We start from the raw sequence: 16,462 nt of genomic DNA on the forward strand, positions 1-16,462 counted from the left end.
GATGTCCGAAACCCGAACCCTCACCACCGCATCACGCGGGTCGGAGCGCCCTCGACGCGTCCGGACCACGGCGAGCGAGAAATCGCATCGGCTGCGCGGCAAGATTTTCGTGTACGTCGCGATGTCGCTGTTCGGCGTGCTGTTCCTGTTCCCGCTCGTGTTCATGTTCGTCTCGAGCCTCAAGCCCGACGCGCAGATCCTGCAGGACATCGATTCGGTGAACGCGTTCCTCCCCACCGGAGACATCAGCCTCGCCAACTACTTCGGCGTCTTCGATCGTGTGCCCGTCGCGCGGTTCCTGTTCAACTCCGTGTTCGTCACCGTGCTCACCGTCGGGTTCGGCCTCATCGTGAACTCGATGGCGGGGTTCGCGCTGTCGCGCCTGGAGTGGAAGGGCCGCATCGTCGTCCTGGCGATCGTCATCGCGACGCTGATCGTGCCGTTCGAGACCATCGCGGTGCCGATGGTCTACTGGGTCGCGCAGCTGCCCACCCTCGTCATGGAGGGCGGCGTGCTGAAATACGACTTCGGCTGGCTGAACACCTACGAGGTGCAGATCGTGCCCTTCATCGCGAACGCGTTCTCGATCTTCCTGTTCACGCAGTACTTCTCCACGATCCCGAAGTCGCTCGACGAGGCCGCCCGCATCGACGGCGCCAGCTGGTTCACGATCTACCGCCGCATCCTGGTGCCGCTGTCGGGCCCCGCGTTCGCGACGGTCGCGATCCTGACGTTCCTGCCGGCGTGGAACCAGTACCTCTGGCCGCTGATGGTGGTGCAGAAAGAGGAGCTGCGACCGGTGATGGTCGGCATGCAGTACTTCTTCCAGCTCAACACCGCGTGGGGCGAGGTGATGGCGTACACGTCGCTCATCACGATCCCCGTGCTCATCGTGTTCCTGGTGTTCCAGCGGGCGTTCGTGAGCAGCATCGCGGCGAGCGGGGTGAAGGGATGACGACGGATGCCGCGCCCCGCGGCGGCCCCGGACAGGTGGGCGCCGCCGCACCCCGCGTCTTCGTGATCGGCGAGGCTCTCGTCGACATCGTCCATCGCGCGATCGGTGCCGTGGACGAGGCCCCCGGCGGGAGCCCGGCCAACACGGCGCTCACCCTGGGCCGCCTGGGCCGGCGGCCGGCGCTCGTCACGCGCCTGGGCGACGACGAGCGGGGGCGGCGGATCCGACGCTGGCTCGAGGTATCCGACGTGGAGGTCGCCGCCTCGGCGGCCCCGCGCACGGCGACGGCGACCGCGCACCTCGACGCGGCCGGGGCCGCCACCTATTCCTTCGACCTGGAGTGGGACCTCGGCGCCGAGGTGAGCGGACTCGAGGGCGCGCTCGCCGCGACGGCGGACCTCGTGCATGTCGGCTCGGTCGCGACGGTGCTCGCCCCGGGGGACGCGCAGGTCGTGGCCCTGGTGCGGGCGGCCCGCCCGCGCGCGCTCATCACGTACGACCCGAACATCCGGCCCTCGCTCGTCGACGACCCCGCGCGCGTGCGCGCCCGGGTGGACGACCTCGTCGCCCTCGCCGACGTCGTCAAGGCGAGCGACGAGGACCTCCACTGGCTCGCACCCGGGCGCGATGCCGTCGTGATCGCACGCGAGTGGGTGGCCCGCGGTCCGGCGCTCGTCGTCGTCACCCTCGGCTCGCAGGGCGCGATCGGGGTGACCGCCGACGGCGAGGTGGTGGTCCCGGGGATCCCCACCGACGTCGTGGACACCGTGGGCGCCGGCGACACGTTCATGGGCGCGCTCATCGACGGCCTGCTCGAGCGCCGCATCACCGGAGCCGACCTGCGGGCGCCCGGGGGCGGCATCCGCTCCGCCGAGGTGGCGGCGCTGCTCGAGCAGGCCGCGCGCGCCGCCGCGATCACCGTGTCGCGCCCAGGCGCCGACCCGCCCCGGCGCGACGAGCTCACCGTCGCGCGCACGGCGTGACCCCACCTCTCACGGCCGCGCCGTGACCGACCTCTCACGGCCGCGACGGCCGTGAACCGACCGCATGTCGCGCGATCGACCGACCGCGCGCAAGACCTCGAAGGATCACTGTGTTCGACCTCCCCGGCTCCTGGGTATGGGACTTCTGGTTCGCCGACGACGGCGACCGCTACCACCTCTTCTTCCTCTACGCCTCGCGCGCGCTGCGCGACCCCGACGCCCGGCACTACCGCGCCTCGATCGGTCACGCGGTCTCGACCGACCTCGTGAACTGGACCCAGGTGGAGGACGCGCTCGTGCGCAGCGACGCCCCCGCGTTCGACGACCTCGCGACGTGGACGGGCTCGGTGGTGCGGCATCCGGACGGCACGTGGTTCCTCTTCTACACCGGCGCCACGGCCGCTCCGGACGGCAAGAACATCCAGCGCATCGGGTACGCGACCTCGCCCGACCTCCACGTGTGGACCAAGGCCCCTGGCCCCGTGCTCGAGGCGGAGGGGCCGTGGTACGAGAAGCTGTCCAGCGGCGCCTGGCACGACGAGGCGTTCCGCGACCCGTGGGTGTTCCCCGACCCCGAGGGGGACGGCTGGCACATGCTGCTCACCGCGCGCGCGCCGGAGGGCCCGGTCGACGGCCGCGGCGTCATCGGGCACGCGTGGTCGGCCGACCTGCGCACGTGGGAGCTGCGCGAGCCCCTGTCGGCGCCGAGTCCCGGGGGCTTCGGGCAGCTCGAGGTGGTGCAGGCCGAGGTCGTCGACGGCAGGCCCGTGCTCATCTTCTCGTGCCTCGGCGACCAGGCCACGGCCTCGCGCCGCGGCAGCCACGGCGGCACGTGGGCGGTGCCGGCGGAGAGTCTCCTCGGGCCGTTCGACGTCGACGCGGCGTACCCGCTCACCGATGAGTCGCTCTACGTCGGCCGGCTGCTGCGCCGCCGGTCGGACGGGCAGTGGCTGCTGTTCGCCTTCCGCCACGTCGGCGAGGACGGCCTCTTCGTCGGAGGCGTCACCGACCCGATGCCGGTGCGCTGGGAGGGGGACCGGCTGGTGCGGCAGGTCCGCGAGCGCGTGGACGAGGCGCCCCTGGCGGGCGGCTGACCCCGAGCGGGAACGAGGCTGCGCGGACGTCCCGGGAAGCTCGACTTGAGATATGAGACTTCCAGTCTCTAGAGTGGCGAGGGCGCGCGGCCATTGGGGTGGCCTGCGTGCTGATCCGACCGACGGCTCCGTGCCGCTTCGTGGGTCTCACGGTGCCGGGTTGTGGGGACCCGGCACCGCGACCCCCGCGGACGCCGGTGCGGCGCGCGGTCGCGGTCGGGGCGATAATCGAGGCGTGCACCCTCCTGATCCACCCCGGACGCGTCGGCCTGCGGGCGAGACCCGCGCGCTGATGCTCGAGACCGCGGTGAAGCGGGTCGAGGCCGAGGGGCTGCTGCTCGACTACTCCAACATCGCGCTCGAGGACCTCATCCGCGTGGCGGGGGTGCCGCGGTCCACCGTCTTCCGGATCTGGCCCGATCGGGGGGCCTTCGTCGCCGATCTCGTGCGGGCGCTGTTCGACGCCGACCCAGGGTTCGACACCGGCTTCGACGGCGAGACGCTGCAGCTGCTGCAGGGGGCCATCGCGCAGGGCGCGGCGGACACCGACCAGCCCGCCGGTGTCGGCCGCGGCGTGGCGCTTCGCAGGGTCGTCCGACTCGCCGTCGCCCACAACGTGGTCGCGGTCGAGCACTCCGTGGCCTACCGGGCGTACAAGACCATGTCGGCCGCACTCGCGAGCGGCGACGCCGTTCCCGGCGGGCACGAGATCAGAGCGCTGCTCTCCGAGATCGAGGACAGATACTGCGAGCGCATGGCCGAGCTGTACCGGACGCTCAACGGCGCGCTCGGCGTCCGGATGCGCCCCGGGGTCGACGAGCGCGACCTCGCCGTGGCGATCATGGCCACGATCGACGGCATGACCGATCACCGGCGCATCAACCCGGCGATGATCGACGCGCCCCGCGTCGTCACCATGGGCCCCGAGGGTCCCGAGGAGTGGCACGTCGCAGCGCTCGCCGTCTACGGCATCTACGCGGCCTTCACCGAGTTCGACGAATGACCCGCCCCTGAGCGGGTGACCCGCCGCTGAGCGGCTCGGCTCACCAGCCCAGCTCCTCGATGTAGCGCAGCAGCACGCCCTCCCGCAGCGCCCACGGCGACACCTCGAGCTCATCGACATCCAGCGCGCGCATCGCCTCGTGGAGCACGACCGCGCCCGCGACGATCTGGAAGGTGCGGTCCGCCGTGATGCCGGGCAGCTCCTGGCGGGCGGACGCGGGAATGCGCGCGAGCCGCGGAATCCACGAGCCGAGGGCGTCGCGCGGGAGCAGCATCCGCTCGATCCCCGACCATCCGGGCACCGGATAGCCGACCAGCTTCGCCAGCGACCGGATCGCCTTGGACGAGCCGACGACGTGATCGGGCCGGGGCAGCGCGCCGAACGACTTCGCGACGGGCGCGAGGGTCGCGCGCGCGTGGTCGCGGAGCCTCTCGACGGCGGCTTCGCCGGGCGGGTCGTCGGGCAGGAAGCGCACGGTCATGCGGCCCGCGCCGAGGGGGACGGATGCCGCCGACTCGGGCAGCTCGTCCGCTCCGGCGGCGATCTCGAGCGAGCCGCCGCCGATGTCGAAGAGGAGGATCTGGCCGGCCGCCCAGCCGAACCAGCGGCGGACGGCGAGGAAGGTGTAGCGCGCCTCGGTCTCGCCGCCGAGCACCTGGAGCGGCTGGCCGAGCGCCTCCTCGATGAGCCGGATGACCTCGGAGCCGTTCTTCGCCTCGCGGACGGCGGAGGTCGCGGTGGCCAGGAGCTCGTCGACGTTCTCCGACGCCGCGACCTTCCGGGCCTGCGTGACGGCGTCGACGAGCGCCGTCACGCCCTCGTCGGTGATCGAGCCGTCGGGCGCGAGGTAGCGCATGAGCCGCAGCACGGTGCGCTGGCTCGTGGTCGCGAGAGGCCTGCCTCCCGGACGGGCGTCGGCCACGAGCAGATGGACGGTGTTCGAGCCGATGTCGAGGACTCCGAGGCGCACCCGTTCACCCTAGCGGCGCGGCCCCCCGCGCCGTTCCCGCCCTCGACCCTTCAGGGCATACACCGCATCGGCGACGAGGCACCGCGGAGCGGCGTGGTGTCTCGTCCGGGATGTGGTGTTTCGCAAGGTCGTTCAGGGCATACACCGCATCGGCGACGAGGCACCGCGGGGCGGCATGGTGTCTCGTGCGAGATGTGGTGTTTCGCAGGGGGCGCTGGGTCAGAAACCGCAGCAACGGAGGGAGGCCGAGGGCGCGGCATCCGTCACGCGTGCGCCACCGGATACGATGGGCGCGATGTCCGCCGATGAAGCGACCCTGCACGAGACGGGCGTGGTCGCCCCCGCTCTGTCCCTCTACCGCGAGATCGAGCGCGCCGACTGGGCGCGACTGGCCGCCGGGGTGACGCAGCCGCTCAGCGAGACCGAGATCGTCCAGATCCGCGGGCTCGGCGATCGCCTGGACATCGCCGAGGTCGCGCAGGTCTACCTGCCGCTGTCGCGGCTGCTGTCGCTGTACGCCGAGTCCACCAAGCGCCTGGGAGCCGAGGAGTCGGCGTTCCTCGGCGAGACGGACTCCACGACGCCCTTCATCGTCGGCGTCGCCGGCTCGGTCGCCGTCGGCAAGTCCACGATCGCCCGCCTCCTGCGCGAGCTCACCAGCCGCTGGCCGGGCACGCCGCGCGTCGAGCTCATCACGACCGACGGCTTCCTGTACCCCAACGCCGAGCTCGAGCGGCGGGGGCTCATGGAGCGCAAGGGCTTCCCCGAGTCGTACGACCGCCGAGCGCTCGTGTCGTTCCTCACCGAGGTGAAGAGCGGCGCCCCCGAGGTGCGCGCCCCCTTCTACTCGCACATGCGGTACGACATCGTGCCCGATGCGGTCATCACCGTGCGCCGCCCCGACATCGTGATCGTCGAGGGGCTCAACGTGCTGCAGCCGCCGCCCACGCCCAACGACGTCGCGGTGAGCGACCTGTTCGACTTCTCCATCTACGTCGATGCGGATGCCGCGCACATCGCCCAGTGGTACGTCGAGCGCTTCCTCGCGCTGCGTCGCGCCGCGTTCAGCAACCCGAACTCGTTCTTCAACGTGTTCGCGCAGCTGTCCGACGAGGAGGCCGTCGAGCGCGCCCTCGGGTTCTGGAACTCCATCAACCTGCCCAACCTCGAGGAGAACGTGCTGCCCACGCGGCACCGCGCGAACCTGGTGCTGCAGAAGGCGGCCGACCACACGGTCGAGACGGTGCTGCTGCGCAAGCTCTGACGCGCGGCCGATCGAGCGGATGCCTCCAAGGGAGGTGCGCCCGCGCCCGGAGGGTGGTTGACATCCGACCCGGGCAGGGCCAAGTTCATAGATGACACCGCCCGATGGGGTGGGCGGCGTTCGAGTCTGGCGCTCTTCGCACCGCCGTGCCGCATGCGGCGCGACGGTCCGTGCGGTTGCACGTGCTGTCACACCACGCTCCATCCGTCGTCCCAGGGGGTGGGATGGACGAGTTGCCCGCCCGGCTGCTCCGGGCCGCGCTCCAGTACATCGTCGGGCGCCTGCGCGCGATCCCGACGCCGGCGAAGCTGCAGGAGCTCGTCGGCGGCGCGCTGCCGCCCGACACCGCTCCCGTCGCCGCGCGCCTCGCGGCAGGTCTCGTCCAGGCCGACCTCGCGGAGGCCAAGGCGACGGCCGGCGACATCGCCGGCGCCGCGACCGCGGCGTGGGCCGCGGTCAAGGAGTTCTTCGCTGCAGCCGCTCTGCTCGGCGTGGACGCGACCGCCGCCGCGAAGAAGGCCGTCGACGCCCGGCCGCCGGGTGCGCTCGTCAGCCGGCTCGGCCTGGAGCAGCCCACCGCCACGGCCGCCCCCGACAAGGTCGAGCTGGCGTGGGCGCGGCGTGACGTGCGCGTCGCGCTGTTCCGCGCCGGCACCATCCGCCTCGCCGTCGGGCTGTCCGACACCGGTCTGCGCATGTCGGTGCGCGGCGGCGAGGTGCGCATCGACCTCGGGGAGCGCACCGACGGCGTGCTGAAGATCCTCGTCGGCGCCGCGGGAAGCGCCGCGGCCGACCTGGAGCTCACCGTGGACCACCGCGGGCTCACCGCCGGCGGCAGCCTCGGGCCGATCGAGCTGCCCGCGCGCCTGGAGGCGCAGGTGGTCGACCTCGAAGGGATGGAGCTGGCGCTCGAGCCCTCGGGCGCCACCGTGGCGCTGACCGTGCGCAGCCGGCTCGCCGTCGACGTCGCGGGGGTGATCGGCGCCCGGGTGGACGGCTCCGGCGTGCGGCTGGTGCTCGACCCCGGGCGCATCCTCAGCGGCGCGCCGCCCTTCGGCGAGGGGGCCGGTGCCATCGTGCCGGTGCTGCCGCGGGGCATCGGCCTGTCGCTCAGCGCGGGCCCGGTGAAGGGCTCGGGCTACCTCCTCGTGCTCCCCGACGGCTACGGGGGCGTGCTCGATCTCGTCCTGGGGCCGGTCACCGTGACGGCGTTCGGCCTGCTTCGCTCGCGCGGCGCCGACGGGATGTCGTTCGTCGCGGTGATGTCGGTCAGCTTCGCCGTGCCCATCGAGCTCGGGCTGCTGTTCACCCTCAACGCGGTCGGGGGGATCGTGGGGCTCGGGGTGACGGTCGATCCGGCCGCGATCTCGTCGGGGCTCAAGGACGGCGTGCTGGACAGGCTGCTGTTCCCCGAGGACGTCCGCAAGGCCGCCCCCACGATCCTGCAGACCCTCGGACGCGTGTTCCCGCCTCGGGCCGGCGGCTTCGTCATCGGACCGATGCTGCGCCTGGGCTGGGGCCGTCCCGTCACGCTGATGACCCTCGATGTCGCCGTCCTCCTCGCCGCCCCCGATCCCGTGATGATCGTGCTCGGGCGCGCGCGCTGCGTGATCCCGAGCGAGAGCGCGGCGATCATCGACCTGCGCGCCGCCGTCATGGCTCAGGTCGGCCGGGGCATCATCCTGCTGCGCGCCGAGCTGTACTCCTCGCGGATCGGGTTCTTCTCCGTCTACGGCGGCATCGGTATGCTGGTGCGCTTCGGCGACGACCGCACCGTGGTGCTGAGCGCCGGCGGATTCCACCCGACGTACACGCGCAAGCCGCCCGAGCTCGCCGACCTCGGCAGGATCGGCGCCGAGATGTCGCCGCCGATCGGGCTGCAGTTCCGCGTGCAGGGCTACGTCGCCCTCACGCCGAACACCGTGCAGTTCGGCGGCTCGATCGAGCTCGCCTACTCGGTCGGGGTCGCGGCGGTCCGCGGCGGGCTCACGCTCGACGCGCTCATCCAGTTCGACCCCTTCGGCTTCGAGGTCGACGCCACCGCCCGGGCGCACGTCGAGGCGCTCGGATGCTCGCTGTTCGGCGTCTCGCTCTCGCTGCACCTGTCGGGCCCGAGCCCCTGGCGCGTCCGCGGCACGGGCAAGGTGTCGCTGCCGTGGCCGCTGCCCGACCCGAGCATCTCGTTCGGTCCCGTGCAGTTCGGGGACGCGTCCGCCCCCCTCCCGCCGCCCACCGTGCGTCCGCTGGCGCTCGTGGCGGAGGCGCTGCGCGATCCGCGGGCGTGGCAGCGCATCGACCGGCAGGGCGTGCGGTCACCGGTGCGCCTGGCCGCACTGCCCGACGGCGCCCTGGTGATCGAGCCGTGGGGCCTCGTGCGCGCCAGTCAGCGGCTCGCGCCGCTGGACATGACGCTCGACCGCTGGGGCGCGGCATCCGTCCAGCCCGCGGGGTGCCGTCTGGCGCTCTCGGGCGCCGTGAAGATCGGTCCGGACGGACCGGGGCGCACGGATGCCGATCACTCGGCCGTCGCCGAGACGTTCGGGGTGGGCCAGTTCATGACGCTCACGAAGGACGCGCAGCTCGCCGCCCCGGAGTTCGAGGAGCGCACCGGCGGCTTCGCGATCGACCCGGCGGACGCCACGACGCAGGCCGGCGTGCTGCGCGGCTTCGCCACCGACGCGACGATGACCTACGACGACTCGTGGCCGGGGGCGCCCGAGAAGAAGCGGGCCGGCGTCGGCTTCTTCGACCTGTCGGGGTGGGCGCGCCTCGTGCTGGAGGCGGGGCCGGCCGGCGCGACCGGGCTGCGCATCGGCGACAGCTACCGCGCCGACGACCTGGAGCGGCGCATCGCGGTGCGGCCGGTGAGCGAGACGCGGGTCACCGACGTGCGCACCGGTGCCGTCATCGCCGAGTTCGCGCCGTGGACCGACGCCGTCCACACCGCAAGCGGAGCGCTCGGCGGCCTGGCCGCCATGACCAAGGTGGCAGCGACATGAGGGCGGCGGAGTCATGAAGGTCTTCGACGTCACCGCCCGGATCCCAGCGATCGCCCCGGAGGACGCGGGCGCGGCGAGCTTCACCTTCCTGCCGTACTTCCGCACCGGCGCGGCCGCCGGCATCCGGCAACCCGTCTTCACCGAGGGCGCCCGCGCCCGCACCACCGTCGACGTGTCGTTCGCGCTCACCGACGGCTCGGGCAGCGAGACCGTCTCGCAGCCGATCACGCTGCGGGGCCCGGGAGACGTGCTGGGGATCGATCCGGCGCAGATCATCCGGCGCCACCCGGCGCCCGGCACGGGCAATGCTCCCACCGGCGACCTCGTCCACGTGGAGTTCGATGCGCCCGACCTGCCGTGGATGTTCACGCCCGCGGCGCCCGCGTCCGGCCGCCTGCCGCCGTGGCTGCGACTGGTCGTCGTGCCCTCCGCATCGATCGTGCGACAGGTGGCGCCCGCGGGTCCCGACCTGCCGCCGGCGGTCGAGGTGCCGGTCGCCGAGCTGCCGCCGCCCGAGGACGCGTGGGCGTGGGCGCACGCGCAGGTGTCGGGCAAGGGTCACGACGACCAGGCGCTGACGCGCCACCTGGGGTCGCCGCAGCTCAACCTGTCGCGCCTGGTGAGCCCGACCCGGCTGCGTCCGCACGAGCGCTGGACCGCGCTCGTCGTGCCGACGTTCGAGGCCGGACGGCGCGCCGGCATCCGCGGCGGAACGATCGACTCGCTCGCGTGGGCGTGGGGGCCGGGCGGCGCCGACACCGTCGTGCTGCCGGTGTACGACCGGTGGGAGTTCGCGACCGGCGACGAGGGCGGCTTCGAGGAGCTCGCGCGCAGCATCGTGCCGGTGCCGGCGGCCGACGGGCTGGGCCGGCGCTGGGTCGACACGTCGCAGCCCGGAAGCGGCGTCACCGTGGCCGCCGCCGACGGCCCGCGCGCGGTGCATGGCGCGCTCATCGCGCCCACCGCGTCGGGCGAGCCCGAACCGTCGGATCAGGGACGGTGGGATGCCGCGGCCACGGCGCGGCTGCGAGCGCTCGTCGATGCGAGCACCGACCCCGCGGCGGACCCCGAGGTGGGGCCGCCCCTGTTCGGCGGCGCCCACGTGCTGACGGACGTGCTCCCGGCCGATGCCGGCGAGCCGCGCTGGCTCGCCGAGCTCAACCTGGATCCCGCCCACCGCGTCGCGGCGGCCCTCGGCACCGCCGTGGTGCAGATGGACCAGGAGCCGCTGATGGCCGCGGCCTGGTCGCAGCTGCAGAACGTGCGGGAGGCCAACGAGGTGCTGCGCGCCGCGCAGTTCGCCCGCGTCGTGTCGACGGCGCTGCACCGGCGGACGATCGAGCGGATGCCGTCCGCTCCGCTCCTGGCCGCCACGGCGCGCGCGCACGCCCAGGTCGACCTCGGCGGGATCACCGTGCGGGCGACGGTCGCGGCCAGCGCCCTTCCGCCGGCGGCGCTCGGCGGCGCGCTGCGCCGGATGGCCCGCCCGCTCGGGCGCACGGCGCGGTTCACGGCAGCGGACGAGCGCGTGGCGCAGAGCGAGCGCCTCATCGCCGACGGCGACGCCGGCGCCGACTGGGTCCTGCCCGTCGCCGGGCCGGCGACAGGCGCGACGAGCGAGCTGATGGCGCACCTCGAAGAGGAGGACGTCTCGCTGCTGAGCGGGGTCACCGACGACGACGAGACGACCGCGCTGCTGTCCGAGCTCCTCGACGCCCTGCCGACCCCCGACGAGGTGCGGGCGCTCGAGGACACCCCGGGGCTGCGCGTGCACCTGCGACACCTCGGCACCCTCCTCGGCACGGCGTGGCAGCTGTCCCGCACGCGTGACGAGTGGGAGCTGCCCGGCCCCGGCGTCGCCCGCTTCCCGAAGACGGGCGCCGACCCCGCAGATCTCGGGCCGTTCGAGACGCGGCTGCTCGAGGAGGGCGTGTTCGAGCCGCTGTTCGCCGCCCTCGACGAACGCGGGTACGACGGAAACCACCCGTTCGAGACCACCCCCACGCCCGACCACCTCATCCCGATCATCGAGCGTCCCGGAGAGGACCTGATCGCCACCTTCGGCGAGGCCGCGACGGGCGCCGCGCCCGAGCCGGTCGAGCCGCCGCGCGAGCGCCTGGACATCCCCGCGCTCGACCTGGTCGGCTTGCTTCGGCCGCTGTTCACGGTGCCGCGGCGGGCGCGCACGCGCCTTCCCGGTCTCGCCGGACTGTTCGGCCGCGACCCCGACGACCTGGAGCGGGTGCTCGCGGCGCCGGAGTTCCGGCATCCGCTCTACGAAGCCCTCAGCCGGTACGACCGGGAATGGCTGATGCCCGGCGTCGCAGCCATCCCCGAGCCCGACATGGTGACCGCCCTGCAGACCAACGCCGCCTTCGTGGAGGCCTTCCTGGTCGGCGCCAACCACGAGTTCGCCCGCGAGCTGGTGTGGCGGGAGTACCCCACCGACGGCCGGGCCACGAGCCTGCGACGATTCTGGACGCCGGAGCCCGACCTCCTCGGCGGGGTGCATACGATGCGCACCGGCGAGCTCGGCTCCCACCTCGACCCGGCGCGTGCCGGGAAGCTCGTGTTCGTGGTGCGCGGCGAACTGGTGCGGCGGTTCCCGAACGTGCTCGCGAACGTCGCGGCGTCCACGAACGTCGACTACCCGGTCGAGTACGCGTCGCGCCCGGTGGCGAGCCTCTTCCGGCTCGCGCTGACGCCGAACCTCCTGCTCGTCGCGGTCGACCTCACCGCCGTCGCCGCGGCCGCCGCCGACACCGGCGGGGAGGCCCCGAACGCCGGAGCGTTCTGGTTCACGCTCGCCGAGCACGTCGGTGCGCCGCGGTTCGGCCTCGACGAGATCGACCCGCCGGCCGGCGTGACGCCCCCGCGCGACGGTCTGGCCTGGGGGCACTGGCTGCCCGCGGGCGCGCGGCACCTGCCGGCCACGGTGCCCGCGACGACGGACGCGCCGGCGGTCGCCGAGACCGCGGCGAAGGTCGCCTGGGCGCTGTTCCAGAAGCCGGCGCGCGTGGGGTTCCGGGTGCGGACGCTGATCGACGACATCTCCACCGAGCGCGAGGACGACCATGGGTGACGTGTGGGCCGAGGTGGATCCGTCGGTGCCCGTGCTGCTGGTGCCGGTGCGCGTCGAGACGCAGTCCCGGCACGCCACCCGCGACGGCGAGACGGTCACCGAGCTGCGGGTGCGCATCTACCCCGACGACATCGCCGTCGACGACGCGACCGGTCGCGCGGCGCTGCTCCCAGACGCCTTCCGCGTGGTCGCCTGGCAGGACGGCGTGCCGTCCGCGGCGGACGGCGAGCCGGTCGACCTCGACGACCTCGGCGTCCGGCTCGGCCACCTCGGCGCGCCCGGCGAGGATCGCCTGCAGGCGGAGGCCGAGTTCCGCGAGCGCGCGCTGGCGCTGCAGGCGCTCGCCGAGGAGGCATCCGGTCCCGCCGACTGGATGCGCGACTACGACGTCGCGGTGCAGCGCGGGCTCGCGGTGACCGTGACGCTCGAGCGGGGGGACGCGACCGTCGATCGGCTGTACGTGTGGGGGGTGCGCCAGGCGGACCCGGATGCCGAGCCCGGCGTCGTGCTCGCCGCGCTGCGCGCCCACGGCGATCGGGCGCTCGTCGGCCCGGGGACGCCCACGAACAACACCGAGTCGGCGCGGTCGGGCTGGAGCGCGGGGGCGACCCCGCCGGCGCCGAGCCCGGGCACGGGCGCCGCCGTCGCCCGTGCGCTCGGCATCGACGACCCGGCCGCGTTCGACGACTGGCCCGCCGGCGCCGACGACGGCGAGCCGGCCAGGGCGATGGCGGAGGTGCTGTGGCCGGTCACGTGGGAGGCGTGGCTGAGCGATGCGCTGCCCGCCCGTGCCCTGTCGCCCTTCGACCGGTGGGACGTGCGCGAGCATCTCGCCGACTGGGTGCGTCCGTCCGGTCCACTTCCGGCGGTGCGTGCCGGCCGCCAGCCGTACGGACTGCTTCCGGTCACGCTCACCTCCCGGTATGAGCCGGTCGCCCCGCGGCGGCCGGGCCGCCCGGATGCGCTCGTCGCGTTCGCGGTGCGGGCCGCCCGCGGATGGTGGACCATGGCGGCACCCCCGCCCACCGTGATGGACGGCGACCTCGCCGCGGCGCTTCCGAGCATCCTCGGACTCGCCCCGGCGAGCCGCAACGTGCGCGTGCGGCGGGTGCTGCGCACCGACAACGCGCTCGGCGCCTCGCTGAAGCGCTCTTCTCCGGGCCTCGAGGAGGAGCGCGCCGACATGACCCGCGTGCTCGAGGAGCGACTGCGGATCGGACTGGGATCGCTGCGCCGGATGCCGCATCTCGGCCGGCCCCGCATGCTCGGCCTGCCGCTCGTCTCCGAGAGCGACGAGGACGCGCTGGAAGCGCTCGTCGACCACGACGACCTCACCTTCGAGGACAGCGTGCTCCAGGTGCTCATCACGGTGGCTCGCTCGACCTCGCTCGCCGCCGCGCGCGCGGCGCTCGCCGCGATCATGCGCCCCATGGACTTCGGCGAGGAGGAGATCGGGATCGTCCTGCGCGAGCCGCAGAGCGGGCTCGGCACTCAGATCCGCGAGCAGCTGGCGGAGCGGCTGAGAGGGAGCATGCAGCCGGGGCCCGACGCTTCGGAGGAGGAACTGCGGCTGGACGCGGTCATGGCGGAGATCACCGTGCCCGACCTCTTCGACCTCGAGGGCATGACCTCGAGCGACCGCCCGCGGCACGAGCTCGGACTGCTCCGCGAGCGCGAGCAGGAGATCATCGAGGCGCTCCGGCGCTCGCCGCTGTCGGATCGGCTCTTGTTCGCGTTCAGCGACGCGCACCGCGTGCGGGAGCTGGCCGCCATGATCCTCGACTACCTCTTCGCCACCGACACCGCCTCGCGCGTGCGACTCGGGCTGGCGCGGCTGCGCGGGCAGGAGCTGACCCAGCGCGAGCGGGTGTTCGCCGGAGCGCTGGATGCCGCATCCCACCGGCTGGACGCGTGGGCGACGTCCCTCGCGACCTGCAGACTCGACCGCCTGCGCACGGACCGGCCGCGCGGGCTCGCCGTCGCGTCGTACGCGTGGCTGGAGGACATCGCACTCACGCCGCGCCCGGCGGACCCGGACGAGGCCGTGCGCTCACCGGGCGTGGGGTGGCTGCAGGCGCCGTCGCCCCAGCACGCCGCGACGGCCGCGGTGCTGCGCAGCGCACGCCTGACGCACGCGCCGGGCGACGGCGCGGGAGCCGCCCTCGAGATCGACCTCAGCAGCACCCGGGCGAGGGAGGCGATCGACGTCGTGCGCGGCATGCGGCAGGGGCAGCAGCTCGGCGCGCTGCTCGGCTACCGCTTCGAGCGCTGGCTGCACGAGACCGACCTGTCGCTCAACCGCTTCGTACCGGCGCTGCGCGCCCTCGCCCCGCTCGTGGTGGGCCGCGAGACGCCGGCGACGGCCGGCGACGACGACGCGCTGGCGTACACCGGCTCGGTGGTCGACGGCGTCGCGCTGCGCGACAAGCCGGCGCCGGCGGTCGAGGCCAAGCTCGCGAGCCCCGGACCGGGCGTCACGCCCGCTGCGCCCGGCGAGGTGGCCGACGTCCACGCGCTCATCGCGCGGCTCGACGAGGTGGCGGATGCCGTGGCCGACCTGCTCCTCGCCGAGGGCGTGCATCAGCTCGCGGGCGGCGACGCCGCGCGCGCGACGGCGGCGATGAACGCGATGTCGGGTGACACGCTGCCGGAGGAGCCCGAGGTGCCGCGGTCGCCGCTCGAACGGCACGGCGTCACCGCGCGCGTCGCGGTGATCGGCGGCACGGGCGCGGGCGGCCTCGAGGCGGCGGGCGGGTGGGTTCCCGGCATCCGCTCCCGTGCCCATCCCGTGCTCGAGGCGTGGTGCCGCGACGTGCTCGGCCCCGCCGACCGCATCGCGATCCACCTCCGCGGCAACAACTCCGTCTTCCTCTCGGCGCTGCGCCTCGGAGCGCTCGATCTGGTGCTCGCGGCGGACGGCAGCGCCGACGGCCTCGCCCGGTTCTGGGCGCGCTGCCGGCGCGCCCGGCCGTCGCTTCCCGCCGAGCCCCCGACCGGGAACGCCGCGCTGCGCCCAGGACGCATCAGCCTCGGCGACGCGTGGGAGCTCGCGACGGCCGCGCGCGCCGTGCTGACCACCGCGCGACCCCTCGAGCCGCGGGATCTCGTCGCCGCCGGCGGCGCGGCCGCACCGGACTTCGCCGTCGACGAGGCCGAGCTGACGGCTCGCGCCCAGCGTGCGCGCGACGACCTCGCGGCACTGGTGGGTTCCGTCCCGACCACCCGGGCCGCGCTGCTGCGCCGTGCCGACGAGCTCGCACTCGTCGGGGTCGGCGACGGCACCGACCCGGCGGCGCTCACCGGAACCGCCGAGGAGGGGCGGGTGGTCCTGGAGGCGTACGTGTCGGGCCTCGATCAGCTCCTCGCCGGGCGGCTCGCCGCCGCCGCGACCGCGCCGCCCGCTGAGGCGCTCGCCGAGCTGCTGGGCGGCGTGCCCGTCGTCCCGCAGCTCGACCCGACCGGCCCGCCCGAGCTCGCCGGGGCGCTGCTTCCCGTCGCGGGACTGCCGGTGCGGCGGTGGATGGCACGCCTGAGCACCGTGCGCCCCGGCGTCGCGGCGTACGCGACGCTGTCGGCGCTGCGTTCCGCGACCGAGCGCGCCGGTGCACTGCGGGCGGCCGTGTTCGGGGCGGACCGGTGGGTCGGCGACGCCGCCCCACCCGCGGCATCCGTCACCACCCTCGTCTTCGAGCCCACGGCGCGGTTCGCGCCGACCGGGACGATGGCGGGCTTCGTGGTCGACCAGTGGGCCGAGCACCGGCCCGCGCGCCGCACGATGAGCGAGGGGGCCGACCCGACGCGCGAGGACCTCGTCTCGACCGGACTCGCGGTGCACGCGAACGCTCCCGGCGCCCGCGCCCCGCAGGCGCTGCTGCTGGCCGTCTCGCCCGACGGCGGCGGCTGGACCGAGGAGCGCGTGATCACGCTCCTCGACGAGGTGCGCGAGCTCGTGCGCATGCGGCTCGCGACACCGGCCGACGTCCCGGAGCTGGGTGAGCTGCTGCCGGCGATCGGGGTGCCCCACTGGTCGGTGTTCGACGAGCACGTCGTGGACCCGCGGCTGTTCCTGTCGCCGCAGAACATCGTCTCGACGTTCACGAAGGGAGGCTGAC

The 16,462-nt window shown here is 74.2% G+C and carries 9 protein-coding genes; 8 read left to right on the top strand and 1 reads right to left on the bottom strand.

What is annotated here, in order from left to right; translation table 11 throughout:
* Position 1 precedes the first annotated feature (1 nt).
* The 4 genes from ACWGUG_RS05910 (at position 2) to ACWGUG_RS05925 (ending at position 4,035) form a co-directional block, all read left to right on the top strand.
* Complete coding sequence (locus ACWGUG_RS05910; RefSeq protein WP_452324107.1) at positions 2–955, top strand: carbohydrate ABC transporter permease; 954 nt, start codon at positions 2–4, stop codon at positions 953–955.
* Positions 952–1,938: a carbohydrate kinase family protein gene (locus ACWGUG_RS05915; RefSeq protein ID WP_452324108.1), complete on the top strand. Its 987-nt coding sequence runs from the start codon at positions 952–954 to the stop codon at positions 1,936–1,938. Before ACWGUG_RS05910 ends, ACWGUG_RS05915 begins: the two co-directional genes overlap by 4 nt.
* Positions 1,939–2,048: 110 nt before the next feature.
* Complete coding sequence (locus ACWGUG_RS05920) at positions 2,049–3,032, top strand: family 43 glycosylhydrolase (protein ID WP_452324109.1); 984 nt, start codon at positions 2,049–2,051, stop codon at positions 3,030–3,032.
* Positions 3,033–3,324: 292 nt separating this feature from the next.
* Complete coding sequence (locus ACWGUG_RS05925; protein WP_452324110.1) at positions 3,325–4,035, top strand: hypothetical protein; 711 nt, start codon at positions 3,325–3,327, stop codon at positions 4,033–4,035.
* Between the two features lie 40 nt (positions 4,036–4,075).
* Here ACWGUG_RS05925 and ACWGUG_RS05930 read toward each other — a convergent pair whose 3' ends face one another.
* Positions 4,076–5,005, bottom strand: coding sequence for a Ppx/GppA phosphatase family protein (locus tag ACWGUG_RS05930; RefSeq protein ID WP_452324111.1), 930 nt, complete (start codon positions 5,003–5,005; stop codon positions 4,076–4,078).
* A gap of 295 nt (positions 5,006–5,300) precedes the next feature.
* On the opposite strand from ACWGUG_RS05930, the gene coaA reads away from it, so the two are divergent.
* The 4 genes from coaA to ACWGUG_RS05950 all read left to right on the top strand — a co-directional run bounded on the left by coaA (position 5,301) and on the right by ACWGUG_RS05950 (position 16,461).
* Positions 5,301–6,269, top strand: coding sequence for a type I pantothenate kinase (coaA, locus tag ACWGUG_RS05935; protein ID WP_452324112.1), 969 nt, complete (start codon positions 5,301–5,303; stop codon positions 6,267–6,269).
* A 224-nt stretch (positions 6,270–6,493) separates the two neighbouring features.
* A complete protein-coding gene (locus tag ACWGUG_RS05940) occupies positions 6,494–9,268 on the top strand; it encodes a DUF6603 domain-containing protein (RefSeq protein ID WP_452324113.1) in 2,775 nt (924 codons plus the stop codon).
* Positions 9,269–9,281: 13 nt separating this feature from the next.
* On the top strand, positions 9,282–12,350 hold the full coding sequence (locus ACWGUG_RS05945) for a hypothetical protein (RefSeq protein ID WP_452324114.1): 3,069 nt from the start codon (positions 9,282–9,284) through the stop codon (positions 12,348–12,350).
* A complete protein-coding gene (locus tag ACWGUG_RS05950; protein ID WP_452324115.1) occupies positions 12,343–16,461 on the top strand; it encodes a hypothetical protein in 4,119 nt (1,372 codons plus the stop codon). Before ACWGUG_RS05945 ends, ACWGUG_RS05950 begins: the two co-directional genes overlap by 8 nt.
* Position 16,462 lies beyond the last annotated feature (1 nt).

The sequence above is a fragment of the Microbacterium sp. NPDC055455 genome (genome assembly GCF_053619935.1).

Bases quoted from the DNA above. Each gene is read 5' to 3' on its own strand.
- ACWGUG_RS05950 (WP_452324115.1), top strand. From the start codon at position 12,343: ATGGGTGACGTGTGGGCCGAGGTGGATCCGTCGGTGCCCGTGCTGCTG.
- ACWGUG_RS05940 (WP_452324113.1), top strand. From the start codon at position 6,494: ATGGACGAGTTGCCCGCCCGGCTGCTCCGGGCCGCGCTCCAGTACATC.
- ACWGUG_RS05945 (WP_452324114.1), top strand. From the start codon at position 9,282: ATGAAGGTCTTCGACGTCACCGCCCGGATCCCAGCGATCGCCCCGGAG.
- ACWGUG_RS05925 (WP_452324110.1), top strand. From the start codon at position 3,325: ATGCTCGAGACCGCGGTGAAGCGGGTCGAGGCCGAGGGGCTGCTGCTC.
- coaA (WP_452324112.1), top strand. From the start codon at position 5,301: ATGTCCGCCGATGAAGCGACCCTGCACGAGACGGGCGTGGTCGCCCCC.
- ACWGUG_RS05910 (WP_452324107.1), top strand. From the start codon at position 2: ATGTCCGAAACCCGAACCCTCACCACCGCATCACGCGGGTCGGAGCGC.
- ACWGUG_RS05915 (WP_452324108.1), top strand. From the start codon at position 952: ATGACGACGGATGCCGCGCCCCGCGGCGGCCCCGGACAGGTGGGCGCC.